This is a genomic window from Amycolatopsis sp. NPDC003865, from assembly GCF_053605345.1.
The window spans coordinates 284,337-307,814 of record NZ_JBSGJA010000002.1 but is presented as its reverse complement, the minus strand read 5'-3'; the positions used below and the strand labels follow the sequence as shown (position 1 = coordinate 307,814).

At 71.7% G+C, this 23,478-nt stretch carries 14 protein-coding genes and 1 pseudogene; 11 read left to right on the top strand and 4 right to left on the bottom strand.

The annotated features are described in order from the left end of the window. The first annotated feature begins 27 nt into the window (after positions 1–27). Positions 28–765 carry a TetR/AcrR family transcriptional regulator gene (locus ACWEVP_RS06335; RefSeq protein WP_370969741.1) on the top strand — a complete coding sequence of 246 codons (738 nt, stop codon included), beginning with the start codon at positions 28–30 and terminating at the stop codon, positions 763–765. Here the strand turns inward: ACWEVP_RS06335 and ACWEVP_RS06330 are convergent. The 3 genes from ACWEVP_RS06330 to ACWEVP_RS06320 form a co-directional block, all read right to left on the bottom strand. After that, a complete protein-coding gene (locus tag ACWEVP_RS06330) occupies positions 762–1,499 on the bottom strand; it encodes an SDR family oxidoreductase (protein ID WP_452061569.1) in 738 nt (245 codons plus the stop codon). The genes ACWEVP_RS06335 and ACWEVP_RS06330 overlap by 4 nt on opposite strands. Before the next feature lie 90 nt (positions 1,500–1,589). Then, positions 1,590–4,436: a leucine--tRNA ligase gene (gene leuS, locus ACWEVP_RS06325; protein ID WP_452061568.1), complete on the bottom strand. Its 2,847-nt coding sequence runs from the start codon at positions 4,434–4,436 to the stop codon at positions 1,590–1,592. 155 nt (positions 4,437–4,591) lie between these two features. Beyond that, positions 4,592–5,752: an esterase-like activity of phytase family protein gene (locus ACWEVP_RS06320; RefSeq protein ID WP_452061567.1), complete on the bottom strand. Its 1,161-nt coding sequence runs from the start codon at positions 5,750–5,752 to the stop codon at positions 4,592–4,594. A gap of 65 nt (positions 5,753–5,817) precedes the next feature. Between ACWEVP_RS06320 and ACWEVP_RS06315 the strand changes: the two genes are divergently transcribed. Then, entirely contained in the window at positions 5,818–6,237 is a 420-nt protein-coding gene (locus tag ACWEVP_RS06315) for an SdpI family protein (RefSeq protein ID WP_452061566.1), read from the top strand. Here ACWEVP_RS06315 and ACWEVP_RS06310 read toward each other — a convergent pair. Further along, positions 6,234–6,815, bottom strand: a complete 582-nt coding sequence (locus ACWEVP_RS06310; RefSeq protein WP_452061565.1) for a YqgE/AlgH family protein — start codon at positions 6,813–6,815, stop codon at positions 6,234–6,236. The two genes, ACWEVP_RS06315 and ACWEVP_RS06310, sit on opposite strands and share 4 nt — an antisense overlap. A 203-nt stretch (positions 6,816–7,018) precedes the next feature. Here ACWEVP_RS06310 and ACWEVP_RS06305 point away from each other — a divergent pair, with 203 nt between their 5' ends. From ACWEVP_RS06305 to ACWEVP_RS06265, 9 genes and pseudogenes are all read left to right on the top strand, one after another. Next, positions 7,019–8,311, top strand: a complete 1,293-nt coding sequence (locus tag ACWEVP_RS06305; protein WP_452061564.1) for an MFS transporter — start codon at positions 7,019–7,021, stop codon at positions 8,309–8,311. Between the two features lie 142 nt (positions 8,312–8,453). Continuing rightward, entirely contained in the window at positions 8,454–8,987 is a 534-nt protein-coding gene (locus ACWEVP_RS06300; RefSeq protein WP_452061563.1) for a YbaB/EbfC family nucleoid-associated protein, read from the top strand. After that, positions 8,987–9,310: a WXG100 family type VII secretion target gene (locus tag ACWEVP_RS06295; RefSeq protein ID WP_436383964.1), complete on the top strand. Its 324-nt coding sequence runs from the start codon at positions 8,987–8,989 to the stop codon at positions 9,308–9,310. The genes ACWEVP_RS06300 and ACWEVP_RS06295 overlap by 1 nt, the downstream gene beginning before the upstream one ends. A 9-nt stretch (positions 9,311–9,319) precedes the next feature. Beyond that, positions 9,320–9,703, top strand: a pseudogene (locus ACWEVP_RS06290) (WXG100 family type VII secretion target); the annotation flags it as partial. Positions 9,704–12,334: 2,631 nt separating this feature from the next. Further along, a complete protein-coding gene (locus tag ACWEVP_RS06285) occupies positions 12,335–16,540 on the top strand; it encodes a toxin glutamine deamidase domain-containing protein (RefSeq protein ID WP_452061940.1) in 4,206 nt (1,401 codons plus the stop codon). Then, on the top strand, positions 16,540–16,974 hold the full coding sequence (locus tag ACWEVP_RS06280) for a hypothetical protein (protein WP_452061562.1): 435 nt from the start codon (positions 16,540–16,542) through the stop codon (positions 16,972–16,974). The genes ACWEVP_RS06285 and ACWEVP_RS06280 overlap by 1 nt, the downstream gene beginning before the upstream one ends. After that, entirely contained in the window at positions 16,971–18,386 is a 1,416-nt protein-coding gene (locus ACWEVP_RS06275) for a TNT domain-containing protein (protein WP_452061561.1), read from the top strand. The genes ACWEVP_RS06280 and ACWEVP_RS06275 overlap by 4 nt, the downstream gene beginning before the upstream one ends. Further along, positions 18,387–20,630, top strand: a complete 2,244-nt coding sequence (locus ACWEVP_RS06270; RefSeq protein ID WP_452061560.1) for an ADP-ribosylglycohydrolase family protein — start codon at positions 18,387–18,389, stop codon at positions 20,628–20,630. It begins immediately after the preceding gene. Positions 20,631–20,646: 16 nt separating this feature from the next. After that, a complete protein-coding gene (locus ACWEVP_RS06265; protein WP_452061559.1) occupies positions 20,647–23,475 on the top strand; it encodes an ADP-ribosylglycohydrolase family protein in 2,829 nt (942 codons plus the stop codon). Positions 23,476–23,478: the final 3 nt, after the last annotated feature.

Sequence of the window (23,478 nt, the reverse complement as noted above, 5' to 3'; positions counted from 1 at the left end):
GTCGTAGTAAGCACCTAGACTGTTCGGATGAGCCACCCCACTCGGAGGGGTCGCGCGCGTGCGGCTACCGAACAGGACATCCGGCGGACCGCCCGGAAGCTGCTCGTCGAGCAGGGGCCGGAGGCGGTTACCCTGCGCGCCATCGCGCGGGAGCTGGGGATCACCGCGCCCGCGCTCTACCGGTACTACGAGTCGCGGGACGACCTCGTCGAGAACCTGCGGCTGGACGTCTGCGCCGATCTGGCCGACGACCTCGCCGAAGAGATCGCCGAGCTGCCCGATGACGGCATGCTGCAGCTGTTCGCCATCTGCAAGGGCTTCCGGCGGTGGGCGCTCACCCACACGAAGGAATTCACCCTCGTCTTCGCCTCGCCGACCGGGGGCGTGGGCTCGACCGCCGGGAGTGCGCTGAGCCGGGTCGACGAGCCGTTCGGGCGAATCTTCCTGGCCGCCGCGGGGCGGGTGCTCGCGCGGCACGACATCGTTCTCCCGTCGGCCAGCGGGGTGCCCGACGAGCTGCGGGACGACCTCAAGACGTTCCAGGAATCGCTGGTCACCGTGCTCGTCGAGTCCGACCAGGGCGTGCCGGTGGAGAAGATCGACCTCGGCGTGACGTACCTGATGATCCAGTTCTGGGCCCGGCTCTACGGGCACGTCACGCTCGAGGTCTTCGGCAACTACCCGATCCCCATGTCGAAGCCGGACGTCCTGTTCGAGGCGATGCTCATCGACCTCGCCCGGGAGATCGGGCTCTACTCCGGCTAGGCCGCGTGGCCGCCGTCCACCGACAGCACCGCCGCCGTCACGTACACGGCGCCGGGTGAGGCCAGGTAGGAGACGGCGGCAGCCACCTCGGACGGCTTCCCGTAGCGGTCGAACGCCGTCATCGCGGCCTGGTCCGCCGCGTACGGCCCGTCGGCCGGGTTCATGTCCGTGTCCGTCGGGCCCGGGTGGACCAGGTTGACCGTGATGCCGCGCTGCCCCAGTTCCCGTGCCAGCGCCTTGGTCAGGCCCACCATCGCCGCTTTGCTCGTCGCGTACAGCGCCATGCCCGGGCCGGGCACGCGGTCGGTGACGCAGCTGCCGATCGTGATCACGCGGCCGCCGTCGGCCAGGACGCCGGCCGCGGCCTGCGTCGCCGCGAACACGCCGCGGACGTTCACCGCCAGCACGCGGTCGACGTCTTCCAGCGACGTCTCGCCGAACGCGCCCACGAAGCCGACGCCCGCGTTGTTGACCAGTACGTCCAGCCGGCCGAATTCCGCCACCGCGGCCGAAACGGCCGCCGAAACCGCGGCGGCGTCCGCCGAGTCCGCCTGGATCGCCAGCGCGCGACGGCCGAGGTTCTTGATCTGCTCGACCACCTCGGCCGCCCGTGCGCCGTTGTGCACGTAGGTCAGCGCGACGTCCGCGCCGTCCTCGGCGAGCCGCAGTGCCGTGGCCGCGCCGATGCCACGGCTGCCGCCCGTCACCAGCGCCACCTTGCCGTCGAGGGTCATCCCCGGTTCTCCTTTGATCGAGCCGTTTTCGTTGACTGCTCAATCAAATCGGGGATGACCACCGAACACCGGCGGCTTTCCGACAGCGCGCTACAGGACGATGTTGACCAGCCGCCCCGGCACCACGATCACCTTGCGCGGCGAGCCGTCGCCGACCATCGCCGCGACCTTCTCGTCCGCCAGCGCCGCCGCCTGGACCTCGTCCTGCGATGCCGAAGCCGGCACCGTCACCCGGGAGCGGACCTTGCCGTTGACCTGGATCGGGTACTCGACCGAGTCCTCGACCAGGTACTTCTCGTCCACCACCGGGAACGGGCCCTGCACCAGCGAGTCCGCGTGCCCCAGCCGGTGCCACAACTCCTCGGCCATGTGCGGGGCCAGCGGCGCCAGCATCAGCACCAGCGGCTCGGCCAGCTCGCGCGGCGTCGACGCGGCCGCGCCGTACACCTTCGTGACGTGGTTGTTCAGCTCGATCAGCTTCGCGCCCGCCGTGTTGAACCGCATCTCCGCGTAGTCCTCGCGGACACCCGCGATGGTCTTGTGCAGCACCTTACGGTCCGCTTCGGAAGCGTCCTCATTGGACACCCGCAGCTCGCCGGTCGTCTCGTCGACGACCAGGCGCCACAGCCGCTGCAGGAACCGGTGCGCGCCGACGACGTCCTTCGTCGCCCACGGGCGCGACATGGCCAGGGGGCCCATCGCCATCTCGTAGAACCGGAACGTGTCGGCGCCGTAGTTCTCGGCCATCTCGTCCGGCGTGACGACGTTCTTCAGGCTCTTGCCCATCTTGCCGTACTCCTGGGTGACCTCTTCGCCGTCGAAGAAGTACTTCCCGTCGCGCTCCTCGACCTGCTCGGCCGGGACGTAGACGCCGCGGGCGTCCGTGTACGCGTACGCCTCGATGTAGCCCTGGTTGAACAGCTTCCGGTACGGCTCCTTGGACGTCACGTACCCCAGGTCGAACAGCACCTTGTGCCAGAACCGCGAGTACAGCAGGTGCAGAACTGCATGCTCGACGCCGCCGACGTACAGGTCGACGCCGCCGGTGTCGTCCGCGCCGTACTCGCCGGGCCGCGGGCCCATCCAGTACTGCTCGTTCTCCGGCGCGCAGAACGTCTCGGTGTTCGTCGGGTCGACGTAACGCAGCTGGTACCAGCACGAACCCGCCCAGTTCGGCATCGTGTTGATGTCGCGGCGGTACTTCTTCGGCCCGTCGCCCAGGTCCAGCTCGACCTCGACCCAGTCCGTCGCGCGCGCCAGCGGCGACGACGGCGTCGAGTCGCGGTCCTCCGGGTCGAACGTCACCGGCGAGTAGTCGGCGACCTCGGGCAGCTCGATCGGCAGCATCGACTCGGGGACGGCGTGAACTTCCCCGGCCTCGTCGTAGACCACCGGGAACGGCTCGCCCCAGTAGCGCTGGCGCGAGAACAGCCAGTCGCGCAGCTTGTACTGCACGGTCCCGGTGCCGGCGCCCTTCTCCGACAGCCAGTCGATGATCGTCTTCTTGGCTTCGGCGACGTCCATGCCGTCCAGGAAGCCCGAGTTGATGGCCGGCCCGTCGCCGGTGAACGCCTTGCCGTCGAAGCCATCCGAGGGCTGGACGGTCCGGATGATGTCCAGGCCGAACTTCTCGGCGAACTCCCAGTCGCGGACGTCCTGGCCGGGCACGGCCATGATCGCGCCGGTGCCGTAGCCCATCAGCACGTAGTCGGCGACGAAGATCGGGATCTGCTTGTCGTTGACCGGGTTCGTCGCGTACGCGCCGGTGAAGACGCCGGTCTTCTCCTTGTTCTCCTGCCGGTCCAGCTCGGACTTCCGCGACGCGGCGACGCGGTACTCCTTGATGGCGTCGGCGGGCGTCGCCGCCCCGCCGGTCCAGCGAGAATCGACGTCCGCCGGCCACTCCGCCGTGACCAGCTTGTCGACCAGCGGGTGCTCCGGCGCCAGCACCATGTAGGTGGCACCGAACAGGGTGTCCGGCCGGGTCGTGAAGACCTCGATCGCGTCGTCGCCGGCCTTGAAGGTGACGCGGGCGCCGTGCGAGCGGCCGATCCAGTTCCGCTGCATGGACTTGACCTTCTCCGGCCAGTCCAGCAGGTCCAGGTCGTCGACCAGGCGGTCGGCGTAGGCGGTGATCCGCATCATCCACTGCCGCAGGTTGCGGCGGAAGACGGGGAAGTTGCCGCGCTCGCTGCGGCCGTCGGCGGTGACCTCTTCGTTCGACAGCACCGTGCCCAGGCCCGGGCACCAGTTGACCGGCGCTTCGGAGATGTACACCAGCCGGTGGTCGTCGATCACCTTCTTCCGCTCGGACGCGCTCAGCGACGCCCAGTCACGGCCGTCCGGCGTCGGCCGGGAGCCGTCCGCGAACGCGGCCTCCAGCTCGGCGATCGGGCGCGCCTTGCCCGCCTCGGTGTCGTACCAGCTGTTGAAGATCTGCAGGAAGATCCACTGCGTCCAGCGGTAGTACTCGGGGTCGATCGTGGAGATGCGACGACGCTCGTCGTGGCCCAGGCCCAGGCGCCGGATCTGGCGCAGGTAGGTCCGGATGTTCTCCTCGGTCGTCTTGCGCGGGTGCTGCCCGGTCTGGACCGCGTACTGCTCGGCCGGCAGGCCGAAGGCGTCGAAGCCCATCGTGTGCAGCACGTTGCGCCCGATCATCCGGTGGTACCGGGCGAAGACGTCGGTGCTGATGAAGCCCAGGGGGTGCCCGACGTGCAGGCCGGAGCCCGACGGGTACGGGAACATGTCCTGGACGAACAGCTTGTCGCTGGGCACCGGCTGCCCCTCGACGGCGAGCGGCCCGACGGGGTTGGGCGCGTGGAAGGTGCCGTGGTCGGCCCAGTGGTCCTGCCAGCGCTGCTCGATCTGGCCCGCCAGCGCGGCCGTGTAGCGGTGCGCCGGGACGTCGGTGGGCGTCCCTGTCGTCTCGGTCATCGCCGTCATCCTTCGTTTCGAGCTACTCCAGAAACAACTCGACCCCTCAGCCACCAGGGCATGAGGGGTCGCCGCGCCGGCCGGGCCGGGCCCGGTCAGCGCGGCAGGCTAAGGAGCAGCCGAGCCGTGTTCATACCTTCATCGTAACTTGCTGGTCAAAGCCGTTCGGAGGGGACCGCCAGTGCGACGAACTGGGTGACCTGGGTCGCGGAGAAGTTGTTGTCGCTGACCAAGATCAAGCTGCGCTCGCCGTCCGGCAGCTTCGGGCCCCACGTCATGCCCTCGAGGTTGTCTACTGTGGACAGGCCGAGGTCGGCGGCGTCGAAGAGGAACCGCTTCTTCACCGGCTTCACGTTCTTGGCGTCGGCCAGCGACTTGACGTTCAGGACGTTCGTCGCGCCCTTCGTGTCGATCTCGTAGACGCGCACCTTGTTGCCGACGCCGGTGCTGAACGAGCGCTCCATCATGAGGAACTTCGTCGGGTCGGCTTGGTCGACGGCCAGCATCGACGACACGCCGGTGGTGGCGAACGCCGTCGACGGCACCGGCGCGGCGAACAGGGGCTCCTGCGGGTACGCGTACTGGGCCAGGACCGGCCCGAACCGGGACTGCAGGGTGATCCGCGAAAGGGCGCCGGACGTCGTGGTCGCCTCCGGACCGTCCTGCAGCAGCGGGCCCTCGACCTCGCTGGCCATCAGCGAGCCGAAGCCGGTGAAGGTGATGCCCTCGAGCACGAGGTTCTGCCGCGGGCCTGCTGTCGGCGTCATCTTCTCGTTCGCGGGGATCGGCAGGTCGCGGACGTATTTGCCGTCGCGGCGCGCCTCGCGGATCGACGGGTCGATCAACGTCGTCGCGGTCCGCTCGCCCTCCTGTGACCAGTAGTAATCGCCGGTCCACGGGTCGACGCGCAGCTCTTCGGGGTCGATCGTCTGCTCATTCTGCGGCAGCGTGGGGTCGTTCTGCGCGAGCGGCGGGTACGGCGTGCCGTCGGGACGCAGGAGCGGCTTCGTGCCCGTGAGCGTGACCGGGCCGACGCCGTTCGCGGACACCGGGAAGGTCGCCGTGTAGAAGCGGGCGGGGTTGATCGCCGACCGGTCGTCGCAGATCAGCGCGTAACCGCCGGTCCGCGGGTCGTAGTCGATGCTGGACAGGCCGCCGACCGTCGTGCCCTGGAACTGCAGGGAGTTCGGGACGATCTGTTCGCCGAGCAGCCGGACGGGTCGCTGGTGACGCTCGGTGGCGCTCGCCGGTGTCGCGGCGAGGATTCCCCCGATCAGGGCAGCGGTCAAGACGGTGGGCAGTACACGCGGTGACATGGCCTGTAGCACAGTCGATCAGGGTATCCGGCAGGTTGCCGGGACGTCACGCTTATCCTTGACCCGTGTTCGCTATCGCGCTGGTTCCGGTCGTGCTGGGTCTGCTCGTCGGTTTTGGTGGGTTCCTCGGGTTCCGCGAGCGCTTGACGCGCGAGGGCGGCACCGGGGTGCGCACGCAAGCGGCGTTGCGCAGTGAAGAGGCGTTCAAGCTGGCCAACCGCGTCGCGGGCCTGCCGACCATGGCCGGGGGCGCGATCGCCGTGCTCACCGGGCTGGCCGGCCTGGCGATGCCGACGACCGGGCTGCTGGTGTCCGCCGCGCTGGCGGGCGTCCTCGCGATGTTCGTGCTGGTCATGGGCGGTGGCGTGCTCGGCAACCGCGCCGCGCTGACTGTGCCCGCCCCGGCTCCCGCGGCGCCCGCCGGGTGCAGCGGCTGCGCGTGCGGCGCAGGCGGCTGCGGCGTCCTCAAGAAGGAAGACGCCTAATTCCGCTGGAGGTCGCCCGGGTGGGTGGCCAGTAGCGCGAGCGGGATGCCCTGGCGGCGCAGCACCTGGCTCCACAGGTCGCCGCTGGGCGAGGCCAGGATGTCGCTCGGCAGCGCGGGCACGATGACCCAGTCCTCACGCTCGATCTCGCCGGCCAGCTGACCGGAGTCCCAGCCCGCGTAGCCGGCGAAGACGCGGACGCCGCGGACCTTCGGCACCAGCACCTCGGGATCGGTGTCCAGGTCGACCAGCGCGACCGGGCCGCGGACCGCGATCACGCCCGGGACGCTCGCCGCCGTCTCACCGGTGCGCAGCGCGGCCAGGCACAGCGCCGTCTTCTTCTCGACCGGACCCCCGACGAACACCGCCTGCGGTTCGGCGACGTGCCCGCCCCAGTTCGGCAGGACGTCGTGCACGGCGACGTCGCTCGGCCGGTTCAGGACGACGCCGAGCGTGCCTTCGTCCCGGTGATCGATGACGAACACCACGGTCCGCTTGAAGTTGGGGTCGACCATCCTGGGGGCGGCGACCAGGAGCGTTCCCGGCTCAACCTCGGAGTCCGCTGGCACGCGACCCATGATCTCACCTCTGGCCCGGCGAATTACTTCGGCTCGGGAACAATCGCCCCACGAGCCTCGTTTGAAACATGTGGTCGGCGCACTCCGTGTCCCCCGGGCTCACTGAAGAACCGCCTTTGTGGAATACCGTCCGGCTGGAGCCACACTGCGCATAGCCGCCGAGAGGCGACCTTAGTGCGTCGGCCACCCATTACTCTGGCTTCGTGACGATCAGCTCCCAGACGCCGACAGCACGAAGAGGCCCTCGGGAACTGCTCAAGGACCCCGACTTCCGCCGGCTGCTCTTCACGCGCTTCGCCGCCAGCTGGGGTGACGGCGTCTTCCGCGCCGGCCTCGCCGGAGCCGTCCTGTTCAACCCCGAGCGCGCCGCCGACCCGCTGGCCATCGCGGGCGGGTTCGCCGCGCTGCTGCTGCCGTACTCCGTCGTCGGCCCCTTCGCCGGAGCCCTGCTGGACCGCTGGGACCGGCGTCGCGTGCTGATCTTCGCGAACCTCCTGCGCGGGCTGGCGATCGTCGCCGCGGCGGCCGCCGTCGGCTTCGGGATCGGCGGGCTCGGCCTGTTCACGCTGGCACTGGCCGCGGAAGGGATCACGCGCTTCATCGGCTCCGGCCTCTCGGCGTCGCTGCCGCACGTCGTCGAGGAAGAGAGCGTCGTGACGGCCAACGCCTTCGCCACGACGCTCGGCTCGGCGATCGCCGTCGTCGGCGGTGGCTGCGCGATCGGCCTCCGCGCGCTGTTCGGCAGCAACGACGTCGGCTCGGCCGAGACCACGGTGTTCGCGGTGCTCGGCACGCTGGTGTCGGCGCTCATCGCGCGTGGCTTCGCGCGGGGCGTGCTCGGGCCGTCGGTGGTCGACGAGCCGCCGAACCCCGTGCTGGCCGTCGCGCGCGGGTTGGCGGACGGCGCGCGGCACGCTTGGCGCGCGCCCAGCGTCACGGCCGGGTTCATCGCGCTGTTCGCGCACCGGGCGTCGTTCGGGGCGTCGCTGCTGGTCACCGTGCTGCTGATGCGGAACTACTTCACCGACCACGGCGTGTTCCGCGCCGGCCTGCCCGGGCTCGGGCAGATGGCCGCGCTCGCCGGGGCCGGCATCCTGATCGCCGGGCTGCTGACCGCGCGGCTGATCCGGAGGTTCGGGCGGCTGCGCGCGGTGCTCGGGTCGCTGCTGCTCGCCGCGATCGCGCAGTCCGCGCTGGGCCTGCCGATGGTGCTGCCGCTGGCGCTGCTGGCGTCGTTCGTCATCACCGGCGCGGGCCAGGTGCTGAAGCTCTGCGTCGATTCGTCGATCCAGCTCGACGTCGCCGACGAAGCCCGCGGCCGGGTCTTCGCGCTGTACGACACGCTGTTCAACATCACCCAGGTGGCGGCGGTATCGCTGGCCGCGCTCATCGTGCCCGACGACGGCCGCTCGCCGGGCCTGCTGATCGCGGCGACCGTCTGCTACCTGGTCGGCGGCGCCGGGTACGTGCTGGCGCGGCGCCGGGCGATTCGCTGACGCAAACACCCGAACCGGTCACGGTGGTTGCTCCATTGGCATTAGGGTGACGGCAAGTCATTAGTAGGTTCGAGGGACACCGGGGGCACCTGTGACCACCGCGGGCGACGACCGTGCACGGCTCGAAGCACGCAATGCCGCGATGAAGGACCAGATGGACACCCTTCTGGAGAACTTCGAGCGGCAGACGGCACAGCTGCGGGACGCCCAGTCCGCGGCGGCCCAGACCACCGCGCAGGTGAGCTCGCCGGACGGCCTGGTCCGCGCCACGATCGACGCCGGCGGCAACCTCGCGAAGCTCGAGATCGCGCCGAACGCGTTCGAACGCACGACGCCGGCGCAGCTCGCGAACACCGTCCAGACGGTCGTGCGCCAGGGAACCCTGCAGGTCAAGCAGAAGATCGCCGACCTGATGGCGCCGATCACCGAAGGCCTGCCCGACCTCGCGGACCTCGTCGATGGCGCACCGTCGCTCGCCGGGCTGGTGCCGCAGATCCCCGAGTTCGTCGAGGAGCCGGCGCCGCAGCCCGCGCCGTTCGAAGAAGGCGGCTCGATCCTGCGCAACGAGGCCGTGCCGCCGCCCGTGCCCGCCCCCAAGCCGGCCCCGAAGCGCGTCCGCCCGCCGCGTGACGAGGACGAGGAGCCACCGTCGTCCTGGATGACGAGGGGCGACTGATGCCCGACGGGGGCTCCGGTTTCACCGCGGAACCCGACGCCGTCCTGCGCGCGTCGAACGGCTTCACGACGGCGGCGGACGCGCTGGAGAGCGCGCTGAAGACGCTGCAGGGCGCTCTCGACGCGCAGGGCGAGTGCTGGGGCGGCGACGACTCCGGCAAGGAGTTCGCGAAGGACTACGTGCCCGGTTCGCAGGGAGCCGTCGAAGGGTTCACCAACCTCGTGCAGGGGCTGCGGGGGATGCAGCAGAACGTCGCCAAGTCGATGAAGGCGCTGTCGGGCGCCGACGAAGACGTGACTTCGCAGCTCGGCAAGGGGCAATGACCCGTGGGTATGGAGATGCCCGACGCGGTCAAGTGGCTGCTGCCGATCGTCGTCGGCGAGAGCTGGCCGGAGGGCGACGAGACCAAGCTGAGGGCCCTGCGCGACGCGTGGCACGCGGCGTCGGCGGCGGTCGGCCCGGTTTCGGAGACGGGTAACCAGGCGGCATCGGGCGTCCGCGACAACTGGACGGGCAACGGCGCCGACGCGTTCGTGGAGCAGTGGAAGAAGTTCGTCGAGGGCGACGAGGCGTACTTCAAGCAGCTGGCGGACGCGGCGAAGGCACTGGGCGACTCGTGCGACCAGACGGCGCTCGACGTCGAATACACGAAGTACATGATCATCATTTCGCTGATCGTGCTGGCCGCGCAGATCGCGGCGATGATCGCGGCGGCGGCAGTGACGTTCGGCGGCTCGACGGCGGGCATCGCGCCGGCCCAGATCGCGACCCGGATGACTGTGCAGATGCTGTTCCGGCAGCTGCTCGAGAAGCTGGCGCAGCAGGGGTTCAAGCAGGTCGCGAAGGAGCTGCTGGAGAAGCTGCTCAAGCAGGGCCTCAAGAAGATCGGCATGGAGGTCCTCAAGAACGAGGCCATCAACCTGGGGATGGACGCGGGGATCCAGGGCCTGCAGATGGCGAAGGGCGACCGCAAGGACTGGGACTGGTCGAAGACTTCGGACGCGGCGATTTCCGGCGCGGTCGGTGGCGTGGTCGGAGCGGCTTCCGGATCGATCGGGCGAGGGGCTACCGAGGGGCTCTCGCATTCTGCGGCGGGACAGGTCGCGGACGCGGCTCTGCGGGCGGGAGCTCGGGGGGCTGTCGAGGGGGTCGCGCAGACCGTCGGGCAGGCGGCGGTCACCGGGGATTTGGGGTCTCTGACGCCGGAGCAGCTGCTGACCGGGGCTTCCAGTGGGGCTGTGGGCGGGGCTGTCGGGGGCGCCAAGGAGCAGATGCATTCGGTTCACGAGGCGAACATTCCGCGGGATGCCGGGGAGTCGGGGGACTCTTCGTCGGAGCCGGAATCTCGGGGTGAGGCTTCGTCCGAACCCGAGTCGCGGCGGGAGTCGTCGTCCGAACCGGAGTCTCGCGGTGAGGAGCCAAGGCGCGAGGCGTCGCCGGAATCGCGCGGTGAGGCTCCGTCCGAACCCGTGTCGCGCGGGGAAGCACCTCGGCGGGAGGCGCCGAGCGAGGCTTCATCCGGACCGGAGCCACGGGCGGAGAGCGCGCCGAGCCGGGAGCCGGAACGTCAGACAGCCGAGCCTCTGCGCCCGAGTGCCGACCACGTCCAGCCGGCTGAGGCGCGCGCGTCGGCCGAGAGTGCGACGCCCGCGCAGCAACCCGAGGTCCGAGCGGCGGCCGATAGTCCGACCCCGCGGCAGCAGCCGGAGGTGCGGGCGGCGGCTGAGAGCCCGGCGCCCGCGCAGCAACCGGACGCAAGGCCCGCCGAGGCTCCGGCACCTCAGCAGCAGCAGTCGTCGGCTCCGGCTCCGGCTCCGGCTCCGGCTCCGGCTCCGGCTCCGGCTCCGGGGCAGCCTGGTGGCGGCTCCCACCCGATCGGCGGATCGGCGCCTTCGACGGGTAGCGGCCCGTCGCACGTGTCTTCCGGCGGGACGCCGAACGGCGGCTACGGCATGGCCCCGCCGGGTTTCGGGCCGGAACCGGGCCGCCAGACGGCCGGACGTCCCCAGGACAACGTCGGAGCGGCGGGTTTCACCGGCGGCACGAACCAGCCGTTCGCGGCGGAGGGCGGGCCGGCGACCTTCCAGAGCGGCCCGTCGGCACCGCAGCCCTCGCCCCCTGGCGGTTTCGCACCGCCTCCACCAGGGGGAATGCCACCCGGCGGCGGACCGGCTCAGCCGGGTACCGGCGGGCAGCCCCCACGGACGCACCCGCAGGACCCGCGCCAGCAGATGGGCGGACAGCCGCGGGGCGGGCAGCCACCAGGAGGTCTACCACCGCAGCCCGGCCAGCCACGCCAAGGCGCCCCCGCGCAACCTTCCCGCGGCGGCCGGCCTCCGCACGGAGGCGGACAGTTGCCGAACGGCGGCCAGCCACAGTTCGGACCGCCCCGCGGCGGCCAACCACCGCACCCCGGTCTCCCGCAGAACGGGCCGACACAGCCTCGCCAAACACCCCAGGGCGGTCCACCGCCGCACGGCGGGCAGCCAAGCGGGCCGGCTCAGGCCGGCCAACGCTCGCAGGGCGGCCAGCCGGTTGCGGGCGGTCAACCGCCGCACCGCGGCCTGCCTCAGCACGGGCCGGCACAACCCGGGCAAGCACCCCAGGGTGGGCAGCCCGCACCGGGCGGCCACGCACCGCACGGCGGGCAGCCGCAAAGTGGGCCGACGCAAGCCGGCCAAGCACTGCGCGCCGGGCAACCCCATGCTGGGCAGCCGATGCCGGGCGGCCAACCGCCGCGCGGTGGACAACCGCCAGGTGGGCCTGCACCTCACGGCGGGCAGCCACAGGGTGGTCCGCCGTTGCCAGGCGGACAGACGCAGGGCAGGTCGGGTCAGGCCAGCCCAGCAATTCACGGCGGGCAGCCACCGAGCCGCCCGCCGGCGCCAGGCGGTTCGGCTCATGGTGGGCAGGCCTTGCCGGGTGGGCAGCGGCCTTCAGCGGGGCAGGCTCCGCAGGGTGGCTTCTCGTCGCATGGTGGGCAGCCGCCGCAGGGTGGGCAGGCTCATGATCCGCGGCGGGTGCCGCCGCGGCCGCCGGTGGGGGGTCCGGCGCAGTCGGGGGTGCCGGGTGGGCAGCGTCCGGCGGGGTATCCGAATCAGCCGCGGGGGCCGCAGGGGCCTGGTCCGCATCCGGGTGGGCGTCCGCCTGGGCCGCCGCAGGATCCTCGGTTGGGGTGGGCTCGTCCGGCGGGGCCGCCGCAGGTTCCGCCGCCGCGGTTCGGTCCGCCGGCTGAGCAGCTGGGCCGGGGGCCGCAGAGTCCCTTTGATCCGCCGCGCGCGCCCGAACCTCCGCGGTCCGCGCCCGTTCCCGGGCAGCCGAACTCGCCCGTGGCCGAGCGACCTCCGGTGCCGGAGCGACCGGCCGGACAGGACGCGCCCGCAGCCGAACGCCCGACCGGGCAGCAGCCGGTCGCCGAGGAAAAGCCGGGCGAGCACCGGCGACCCGCCGGCGAACCGTCGGCCGGCCACGGCACCCCCGCGGCTGAGCCGGCTCCCACTCACCAGCACGAACAGGCGTCCGGTGGTGCGCAGGAGGGTCACCACGCCCCCGCGGAGCAGCACGAGCCACCGTCCGGAGCTGAGCAGGCCCACCAGACCGCCGAGGAGCCCTACCTCAGCGACCCCGCCTTCCACACCGACGACCCCGCCGGCGTGCGGCGGATCGAAGACACCTTCCTGGACTCTGGGCGGCAGAGCCCGGAAACCGGCGAGTGGCGGCACGAGCAGGTCCGCCGCGAGGCGCTCGCCAAGCGCGACGAGTTCCATCCCGGCATGTCCGACGACGGCGCCTTCGCCGTGCACGCCTACACGCGCCAGGAAATGGTCGGGCCGCTCAACCACGCTCTGCGGTTCGGCGGCCCCGAACTGCTCGACCTCGCTCCCCAGGCGGGCGCGCTCGTCTCCGGGCTGAACGAGCTGCCTCCGCACGTCGGGACCGTCTCGCGACGCGTCGACTTCCACGGGGATCCTTCGCGGCTTCAGGCCTTCCTCGGTCGCTTCCACGAGGGCGCACACATCACCGAACCGTCCTTCCTCAGCTCGTCGAAGGTCGACGCGGAGCATCCGCGCAGCACCTTCGCCGGTGAGGTCGAGATGCGGATCGAGTCCAAGACCGGGCGCGACGTCGAGTCCATGGCCAGCATCGGACGCGAGCGTGAGGTCCTCTTCAAGGCCGGGTCGCAGTTCGAAATCACCCGCGTCGAGATGGGGCCGGGGAACCCCGAGCACCCCGACTTCAAGAACGAGCCCGGGGCCCGGGACAAGCCACATTGGATCGTGCACGCCGAAGAGATCGCGCCGGGTGATCCGCGCTACCGCACCGATCAGCACGAGGCGATCGAGCAGCGGCGGGCCCAGGAACGCGCCGACGAGGAACGGTTCCAGCGCGAAGCCGACGCCGAGCTCGAGCAGTTCTACGCCGAGCATCCCCACCTCAAGCCGTCCAACGACCTCTTCAAGCTGCTCGGCGGGGACGAAGACGCGCCTCCGCCGCCCGTCCGGCCCGCGCCTGCCACGACCGCTCCCGAAGGTGGCTGGTCCCAGCTCGCCGAGCCGCTGACGCCGGGTGGCACGCCCGTGCTGCACGCCGGGTCCGTCGAGACGCCGCAGCAGCACGCTCGCCTCGTCCGCGACGCCGTTCCCGAACTCGCCGCCGTCAACACCCGCAACCACTACAGCCCCGGCGAACACGGCTTCCGGACCAACGCCGCCGAGTCGATGACGGCCTTCGACCGGCGGATGAACGGCGAGGACGTCGTTGCCGGGCCGGCTCGCGGCGAACCGCTCGACGGGCCGTGGAGCGGCAAGAACAGCTTCGACGACATCGCGAGCGGCCTTCAAGACCGTCCCGTCGGCGCGCGGTCCGCCGTCGCCTTCGAACACGGCGGGCAAGAACACCTGGTCGCCGCCGTGCACACCGAGCACGGGGTGCTCTTCGCCGATCCCGTCACCGGGCGCCTCGCCGAGCTGCCGCACGATGCCATCGGCATCCGCGAACTACCACTCGGCCACCAGGAAAGCATCGCCGACCGGCTCGGCCCGGCGACCGAACGGCCGCCGCACGACGAGGGCTACCTCTTCGACGGCGAGCACCGCGGGACCCCGGCCGACCACGAGAGCATCCGCCGCGCGGTCGGCGACGAGCACATCTACCAGGACATCCACGACCGCGCGCTGGCCCGCCGGGACGCGGCCGGGCTGCCGCTGACCGACGAAGGCGCCGTCGCGGTCCACGGCTACACCCGCGGCGAGTACGCCTACGACGTCAACGAGGCCCTTCGCCGCGGCCCCGGTCACCCCGGTTTCGACCTCGCGCAGGCGAACGCCCGCGCCATCGTCGACGGCCTCAACCAGGTCCCGCGCACGTCCGGCGAGACCATCCGCGCCTTCGACGTCGGCGGCGACCCGCGGCTCGCGGAGCTCGTCGCCGGGCCGTACAACCCGGGGGACGTGGTCGTCGAGCCGGCGTTCTCCAGCGCGTCGATCAAGACCGACGAGTTCTCGACCAGCAAGTTCGGCGACGACGTCGAGCTGCACGTCCGGTCGGACAACCTCCGCGACATCTCGAAGCTCGCCGAAAACCCGTCCGAGCGGGAGTCGCTGTCGCCGCCCGGCACGCAGCTGCTGGTGCACGAACGGCGGCTCGAGATCACGCCCGAGGGCCGCCGCAAGTGGGTCATCGAGGCCGAGGAGATCGGTCCCGGCCACCCGCGCTACCTCGACCCCGAGGCCGCGCGGCAGAAGATGGCCGAGCGCCGCGCGGAGAACGACCACAACGCCGCCGAGTTCGAACGGCGCCGCCAGGCCGCCCTCATGGAACGCCTCGGCGGCCTGACCGAGCCCGACCACGTCGCGCCGCCGCCGGAGCACCCGACGGTCCACGACGCCGTCGACACCCCGGCCGAGCCGCCGCCCGTCCCCGAGCCGGGCCCGGACTACTCGCGGCTGGCGCGTTCGACGAACCCGCCGGCCGAACCGGCCATCCACGCCGGCGGGACGACGCCCAGCGAGCGCGCGGCCTACGTCCTGGACCGGCACCCGCACCTGCGCGAGGTCAACCCGGGCTTCCACGAGCCGGGCGCGCTCGAGAACGGGTACCTGTCCAACTGCACCCGCGGCCCCGGCGCGTACTGGGACCGGCTGCACGGTGGCGACGCGACGGCCGAGCCGATCCCCTTCCACGAGATGGGCACGCGCGGCACGCTCGAGCACATCGAAGGCCGGTTCGGCGAGACGTTCTCTGCACGCGGCAGCTACGACGACGTCATCCGCGAGATGCGGGACATGCCGGTGGACCACCACGCCGTGGTCGCGGTGAAGTACGAGGGCCCGAACGGCGCCGAGTACGGGCACGTCGCGATGGTCGTGCACACCCGTGACGGCGTGGCCTTCATCGATCCGCAGTCCGGCGACCTCATGCACCTGCCGCAGCCGCCGAAGGACATCAAGCTGCTGCACGTCGGCACGCCGGGCACCGAGCACGTCCAGACCGAGCACGTCGAAACCGCGGAACACGGCGGTTACGGCCACGCCCCGCAAAGCCGGCTCGACGAGCTCCTCGCCCAGCCGCGCGTTGCCGAGGCGCTGGCCGGCGCCACCACCGACCTCGTCGTCAAGGACCACGAGGGCAACCCGCAGAACCTCGGGCCGGTCGGCGAATTCGTCCGGACGCGACTGGCCGAGCACCCGGAGCTGGTCGAACTCCTCCACGACCCGGCCAACGAGTTCCTGACGCGGTCGCTGCTGCGCAAGCCGGAGACGATCGCCAGCCTCCTGGTGCACGACGAGGCCATCCCGATCCTGGCCGACGCCGTGCACGAGGTGCACCACCCGGATCCGGACGCCGAACCGGTGGCACCGCACCCGGACCCGACGCCGCTCACGCCGGAGCAGGCCGAGACGTCGCGCGAAGTCGTCGACCAGGCGGACGACCACCCTGACGAGCACCGCGCACAGGCGCCGTTCGACCAGAGCAGGCTCGGGGACGAGGCGTACACCCGGGAGTACCTCGCCGAGCGCTACCGCGAAGCGGCGCGGGCCGACCTCAAGCTGAAGGAGATCCTGCCGCCGCTGGCGGAGGAGACCGGCGGGCACGCCGGGTTCCGGCCCGGGCCGAAGTCCGAAGGCCGGGCGATGGACAAGATCAGCACCAACTACAACGGCGACGCTTCGCTGCTGGTCGACCTCGCGGGCGCGATGATCCAGTTCGAGCGCGTGCAGGACGCCTACGCCGCGTTGGCGCGGATCGCGGATCACCCGGACCTGGAGATCGTCGATTTCGACGACCGCTTCGCGAACCCCGCCCCGGCGGGTTACCGCGACCTGCAGATGAGCGTGCGCATCGACGGGCACGTCGCCGAGCTGCGCCTGCACCTCAAGGCGCTGGACGACGTCTCGGCGTACGAGCACTCGCTGTACGAGGTCCGCCGTGATCTCAAGGCGCTCGCGAAGGCCGAGGGCCGCAGTTACACCAACGAGGAACAAGCCCTGATCGACGGGCTGGTCAAGCGCGAACGAGAGCTGTTCTGGAACGCGCTGCAGGGGAGTCTCTAATGGTCCAGACGCCGTCGTACTTCCTGTACTTCGCCCACAGCTACGTGGTGGACAGCACGCCCGGCGGCGGGTTGACCGGTCACATCCTGAACTGGGAGACCGGGGCGTTCGAGGAAAACCCGGAACACGTCACCGACGTGCTCTTCGACCACAGCCCGGACATCCGGAGCCTCGACCGGGAGCGGTTCATCCGCCGGACCGAAGAGCAACGGCAGCGCTACCTCCGCGGTGACGGGCCGATCTTCGCGCTCTACCAGACCATCGACGCGATCTGGGCCGGCGTGAAAGAGGAGAACCGCAAGATCACCAAGGAGGAACGCGCCTTGATCGAATCGCTGTACCGGCGCACCTTCAAGATGTGGGAGGACGAGTTCGCCCGCCGCGACGCCGGCGAGGCGCCGACCTTCACCTTCACCTCGGTGTTCGAGCGATGATTCACGTGGAACATCGGCTTTCGCCCGAAGAGCAGCGCACCCTGTTGGTGCAGCTGGGAAAGCTCGTCCGCGAGCTCCGGATCGACGCCGCCGGGCCGGCCGCCGTCGACTTCCGGCAGGTCAGCGGGCACACGGAACTCGTCGGCCACAACGCGACGACCTCCGACGCCGTCGCCGAGCTGTTCTCCGAGCTGCGCAAGGGAATGGCCGCCGAGGGCCGCGGCACGTGGCTGCAGGCGCGGTTCACCCTCAACCCGGACGGCACCTTCGACTTCGACTTCGCGCTCGACGACGATCCGGTGTGGACGGACCCGCCGCCCGCGGCCGCCTACCCGGAGGAGCTGGCCGCGTTCCCGCGCGCCGACGAGCACATCCCGGACTGGTGGCGGCTGCGGGCGCAGCTGCCGCTGGGCGTGGTGTTCCGGCACGCCGAGGTCGGTGGCCCGGACGTCGAGCGCCCACCGCTGACCGACACGGAGGTGCCGCTCGTGCTGCAGTACCTCGAGCGCGAAGCCGTCGTGCACGAAGACGGCGACGAGCGCTTCCACACCGACGGCGCCTGGATCTGGTCGTCGTCGGTCGCCGCCTTGCTGGCCGAAGCCGGCGTTCCGCCGGAACCGGACCTGGTCGCGCACATCCGGCGGCACCACTTCCAGCCGCCGTACGTCGAGCCGCTGGTGCGCCGGACCGCCGCGGCCGACCTGCGGGGCGAGCCGCGGCCGAAGCCGAGCCGCGCCGACGTGAAGAAGACCAGCGGGGACGTCGTCGCCGAGCTGGAGACGACCCCGGACCCGCGGCTCGCCGACGAAGAGCTGCTGATCGTGCTGGTCCAGCGGCTGGGCGAGCACGGCGTCTGGCCGGAGGCGTACCGCGTCGGCGACCGGGCCGACGGCACCTGGTGCCTCAACTTCACCGCCGACGGCTGGGAAGTCGCCGCGTACGCCGGCGGGAAGCCGCGCGAGCCGAAGTACTTCGACCGGCTCGAGGACGCCGCCCAGCAGCTGCTCGGCGCGTTGCTGCTGCACCCCGCCCGGATGACCGCCGGTCACGAAACGCCGCTGGAGACCGCCAGGGAGCTCGACGACTGGCCGGTCCACCCGGCGCCGGGTGAGCCTCCCCTCACCCTGCTCCGCAACAAGCGCATCACCAGGCTGGTGGCCGGTACGGTCGTTCTGCGCTTCGGCGAGGAACCCGGCAATCTCGTTCACCACGGCGAGGTACGGTTCGCCACGACGTCGCTGCCGCTCGAACGGGAGCGGGTGCGGCGGAGCTACCGGCTCAGACGCCCTCTGCACGTGATCACCGGCATCACGGTTCCGTGGGCGAACCTGCCGGGTGGCGCGGTGGCCTTCGTGCTGCCGAAGACGATCGCCGAGCACGAGTCCGACGGAAGCCTGGAGAGGATCGATTAGGTGGAAGCGGCGGAAGCGATTGCCAAGGTCGGCCAGTGGCTGCGCGCGGTGCACGGCCCGGACGTCTCCGGTCCCGCGGGCCTGCGGGTGGACACCGAGAAGGTCCTGCGCATCCCCGAGGGCTGGTCGGTGCCCTACAACACCATCGCGTTCCTCGACGAGGGACGGCCGGAGAAGGAGATCTTCCCGCCGCCGTCGGTCGTCGTCCGCGAGCCCGACGGCGAGCTGCGCCAGGCGCACCCGCACCCCGGCGGGCTGTCGGTGCCGGTGGCGTTCCCCGGCCAGGAGAACTGGCGCGAGGTCGTCGACCCCGAGTACGTGAAGGCCGGGCTCGGCGAGCTGGGCGTGCCGCTGCAGGCGGTCGCCGGCTGGGTGAAGGTCGACGCCGAGGGCAACCAGACCGGTGAAGAGCGCGAGAACCCCGAGTACAAGGCGGGGCCGATCCGCCGCGGCTACCCGAAGCCGGAGAACACCCTCGAGACGCTGCTGTCCTTCGGCAGCGTCGGCTGGCTGACCCGGGAGCTGCTGCTGATCGGGCTGATCCGGTGCGAGGTGTACGTCCCGCTCGACCTGGAGACCGGCAAGACCGACCGGTTCTACTTCGCCGAGGAGCGCAACGAGCTCAAGGTGTTCAGCTCGACCCGGCACCTGCCCTCGCGCGAGCACGGCTGGTGGAAGGTCGACGTCGCGACGCTCGCCGAGTTCGAGCACCCGCCGAACCTGGTGATCAACGGCGGCCCGACGACCATCGAGGACGTCTCCAGCGGCGAGCTGGCCGAGATCGTCCAGCGCTTCCCGCGGCACGAGCCGCGCATCGACGTCCACGGCCGCTGCCCCGAGGCCGAGGAGGACCTGATCCGCGTCGCCGCCGACACCGCGGCGCGGATGGGCCTGCCGGACCCGGTCAAGCCGCCGCTGCTCGCGGCCGAGAAGGCGCGGCGGCGCGGCTTCGAGCTGACCGCCGAGGAGTGCGCGAAGACCGTGCTCGGCGAGTCGTGGCTGAAGCGGCTGCAGATGCCGGAGCCGCCGCGCAGCAAGCCCAACGACCTGCGCGCGAACGGCCTGGCCCCGACGTACGACAACGCCGGCCGCACGACGCCGCGGCTCGACACGTTCGGCAAGTACTTCGAGCGTGACCTCGACGGCTTCAGGTACGGCTGGCAGCGCGTCACGGGCGCGTACGTCGGCTTCGCGCTCGGAGAGGCCCTCGGCGCGGCCGTCGACCGCATGATGCTGCACGACATCCACGCGAAGTACGGCATCGAAGGCGTCACCGACCTGGTGCCGGCGTTCGACCAGCCGGGCCGGATCGGCTCGCTGACGCAGCGGCTGCTGTTCTACACCGAGGCGACCATCCGCAGCCCGCACCGCGAACAGCCGGAGTCGCGCGAGGCCGAGCAGCTCTTCCCCGGCGTCGTCCGCGGGGCGCTGCAGCGCTGGCTGCGCACGCAGGGCGCGCCGATGGAGAACGCCGACGGCTGGCTCGTCCAGGTCGCGGACCTGCACGCCCGCCGCGACGCCGACGACGCCGAGCTCAACGCCTACCACCAGCTCGCCACCGAAGCCGGGGGCGCGCCCCCCATGACCGGCCCGGCCGCGCTGATCCCGGCACTGCCGGCCGCGCTGACCATGGCCGGGCCCGGCAGCGGCCTCTCCGGCGGCGCGCGCCAGGCCGTGCGGGAGCTGGCCGGCGTCACCCACCCGACCGAGCCCGACCTGGCCGCCGCGACCTACCTGACCTGGCTGTTCGAGCACGCGCTGACCAAGGACGCGTTCAGCTTCCCGATCTGGAACACCAGCCGTGAGGTACTCAACCCGGACAACCAGTTCCAGCAGGGTCCGGAGTGGACGGCGATCGCGGAGATGGTGGCCGAGTCGGTGCCGTTCTTCGGCGAGCACGGGCTGCCGGACCTGCGGATGCCCGAGCTGATCGGCGACGGCAAGACGACGCTCTCGGTCCTCGGCCGCGCCTTCGCCGCGTTGTCCGGCTTCGAGAACTACCCGGAGCAGGCGCTGCTTCGCGCGGTCAACCACTCCGGCCGCAGCGCGCTCACCGGCGCGATCGCCGGTGCCCTGCTCGGCGCGCGCACCGGGATCCCGGGGCTGCCGCAGAAGTGGGTCGACCAGCTGGAGCTGCGGTACCTGGTGGAGAACGTCGCTTCGGACGCCTACTGGCACTTCGACCGCCACTCGGCGCTGAGCGCGCTCGGCGACCAGTGGATCGAGCGGTACCCGCGGCGGTAGCCCGAGGATGGGGAGCATGACTGAAAGCGACGACGGCTTCGTCGAGTGGCGGCCCGACGTCGACCCGGAGTTCGACGAGAAGGCGTTTCCCGAGCTCGGTCTCCCGGTGCGCGCCATCCGCGGCTGGGCGCAGTACACGCTGTTCGGGGAGCCCACCGGCCCGCGCCGCGCCAACGAGCAGTACACGCCCGGCCCGGTCTGGCGCGGCTTCCCGGTGCCGTCGACCGACGCCGGGAAGCTGCTGAACTACCTGGGCGCGAACTGGATCAGCCGCACGGAGTTCGCCCGTGCGCTGCTGGACTGCGAACTGCTGGTTCCGGTCCAGAACGGCGAACCGCTGGTCCGCCCGGTGTCCGGCGGCCGGGAGGTGATCGCCTACAGCTCGTCGGCGAAGGTGCCCGGGCGGTATCCGAACCGGTGGCGGGTGACGGTCCGCGACCTGCTGGCGGACCTGCCGTCGACCGGACTGACGCTCGACCCCGGCACCGGCATGGTCCGCAGCCTGGCCGCGGCCGAGCTGGCCGGCCCCGGGCCCGCCGAACGGGGACCCAAGGTCGACGAACCCGCTCCCGAAGCGGGCCCCGAGGTCGCCGAGGCACTGCCCGTGCTGGTCGCGGAGTTCGGCGTCGAGCCTCCGGACCTGCTGGAACGGCACCTGCGGTACGCCGTCGACCACGCTCGTGACCACCACTTCGAGCTGACGCCGGAGGAGTGCGTCCGGTACCTGCGCGGGTTCGCCTGGCAGTACCGCAACGGCGTCCGGCGGCGGGCGGGCCACGAGCCGGAATGGCCCGCCGACCTGGGCGCGAACGGCCTGATCGCGCACGTCGGCGAGGACGCGCAGCCACGGCCGGTGCCGTGGACGTTCGGAAAGTTCTCCGCCTTCGGCACGCCGGCCGCGCGCTTCGCGTGGCACCGGATCGTCGGCGCGTACGTCGGCTTCGCCATCGGAGACGCGCTGGGCGGCGGTGCCACCGGTCCGCTGCCGATGGGCGGGCTGACGCGGCACCTGCTGTTCCACACCGACATCGTGCTGCGCGGATTGCCGCCGGTGCCGACCGGCGAGGTGCCGTCTCCGCTGCCCTTTCCCGACCCGGTCGGCTGGCTGGCGGTCGCGACGCGGCACGCCGGGCTCGCGCCCGACGACTCCTCGGCGTTGTTCGCCACCGCGCTGGCCGCCACCCCGGCCGGCGCGGTCGCCATCGACGGCGTCGATGCCGAGCAGTATGCGAATGACGTGGCCCGCGAGCTGGCCGGTGGTGACGTCACCGAGGGCGTCGACCTGCTCATCGCGCTGTTCCAGGCCCTGCTCACCCGGGACGCCTTCGCGCTGCCGGTGCACCTGCGGCTGCGGGAGATCGGCGGCGACCTCGCGGAGCAGGTGCTGGCGTTGCGCGAGGACCGCGACGCCGACGACGTGACGCAGCTGGAGAGCATCGGCGACGGCCGGGACGTGCGGTCGGTGCTCGGCCGGGCGCTGTTCGCCGCGGCCAAGCGCGGCCACGACCCCGAAGCCGCGATCACGCTCGCCGCGCGGTCCGGCCCGGTCGCGGGCGCCATCGCGGGCGCGCTCGTCGGGGCCCGGGTCGGCGTGCCGGGCCTGCCCTGGGTCGCCGCCCTGCCCGACCTCGGCCTCCTGGAGGACGTCGCCAGCGACGTCTTCTGGTACTTCAACCGCAACGGCCTCCAGACGGAGACCGCGGAACACGCCCGCTGGGAGCGCCGGTACCCGAGTGGCCGGTTCACCCCGAAACCGAAGGGACCCGACTTGCGATCGCGACTGCGCGGAAGCCTGCTCGCCGGGGCGATCGGCGACGCGCTGGGCGCGAAGACCGAGTTCGACTCCATCGACCGGATCCGCGAGATCGCCGGGCCGGCCGGGATCACCGACTTCATCCCCGCGTACGGCGGCGTCGGCCGGATCACCGACGACACGCAGATGACGCTGTTCACGCTCGAAGCGCTGATCCGGGCGCACGCCCAGCAGCGGAAGACCGGGGCCGCGGACGTCGTCCACTCGCTGCAGCTGGCCTACCAGCGCTGGCTGCACACGCAGGGCGTCGCGTGGGACCGGGCGCGCGGCCCGCAGTCGGCCGTCGAAGCGCCGGACGGCTGGCTGATCACCCACCAGGAGCTGTTCAGCCGCCGCGCGCCGGGGCTGACCTGCTTCGGCGAACTGGAGGCGTACGGCCGCGCGGGCGTCCGGGGCAGTGTCGAACGGCCCGTGAACAACTCGAAGGGCTGCGGCGGCGTGATGCGCGCGGCGCCCATCGCGCTGTGGTCGGACGACCTCGCCGAGGTGTTCCGGCTCGGGGCCGAGAGCGCGGCGCTGACCCACGGTCACCCGAGCGGGTATTTGTCCTCGGGCTGCTTCGCGGTGCTCGTCCACGGGCTGCTGCACGGGAAACCGCTGCTCGACGCCCTCACTGCCGCCCGGCGCGAGCTGGTGAAGCACCCCGGGCACGAAGAGCAGAGCGCGGCGCTCGACGCGGCTCTGGCGCTGGCGGAGCAGGGACCGCCGACACCGGAGAAGCTGGAGCAGCTCGGGCAGGGCAACGTCGGCGAGACCGCGTTGTCGATGTCCGTGTACGTCGCGCTGACCACGACGGACGCCGACACGGCGTTGCTCGCGGCGGTCAACCACAGCGGGGACAGCGACTCGACCGGGTCGGTCTGCGGCAACCTCGTCGGCGCGATGTACGGCGAGGAAGCGCTGCGGAAGAGCTGGCTGGAGCAGCTGGAACTCCGCGACGTCATCGTCGGCCTGGCGGACGACGCGCTCACCGAGTTCGGCCCGGACGCACCGGGTGACGACCGGTGGTTCGCGCGGTACCCGGTCGACTAGATT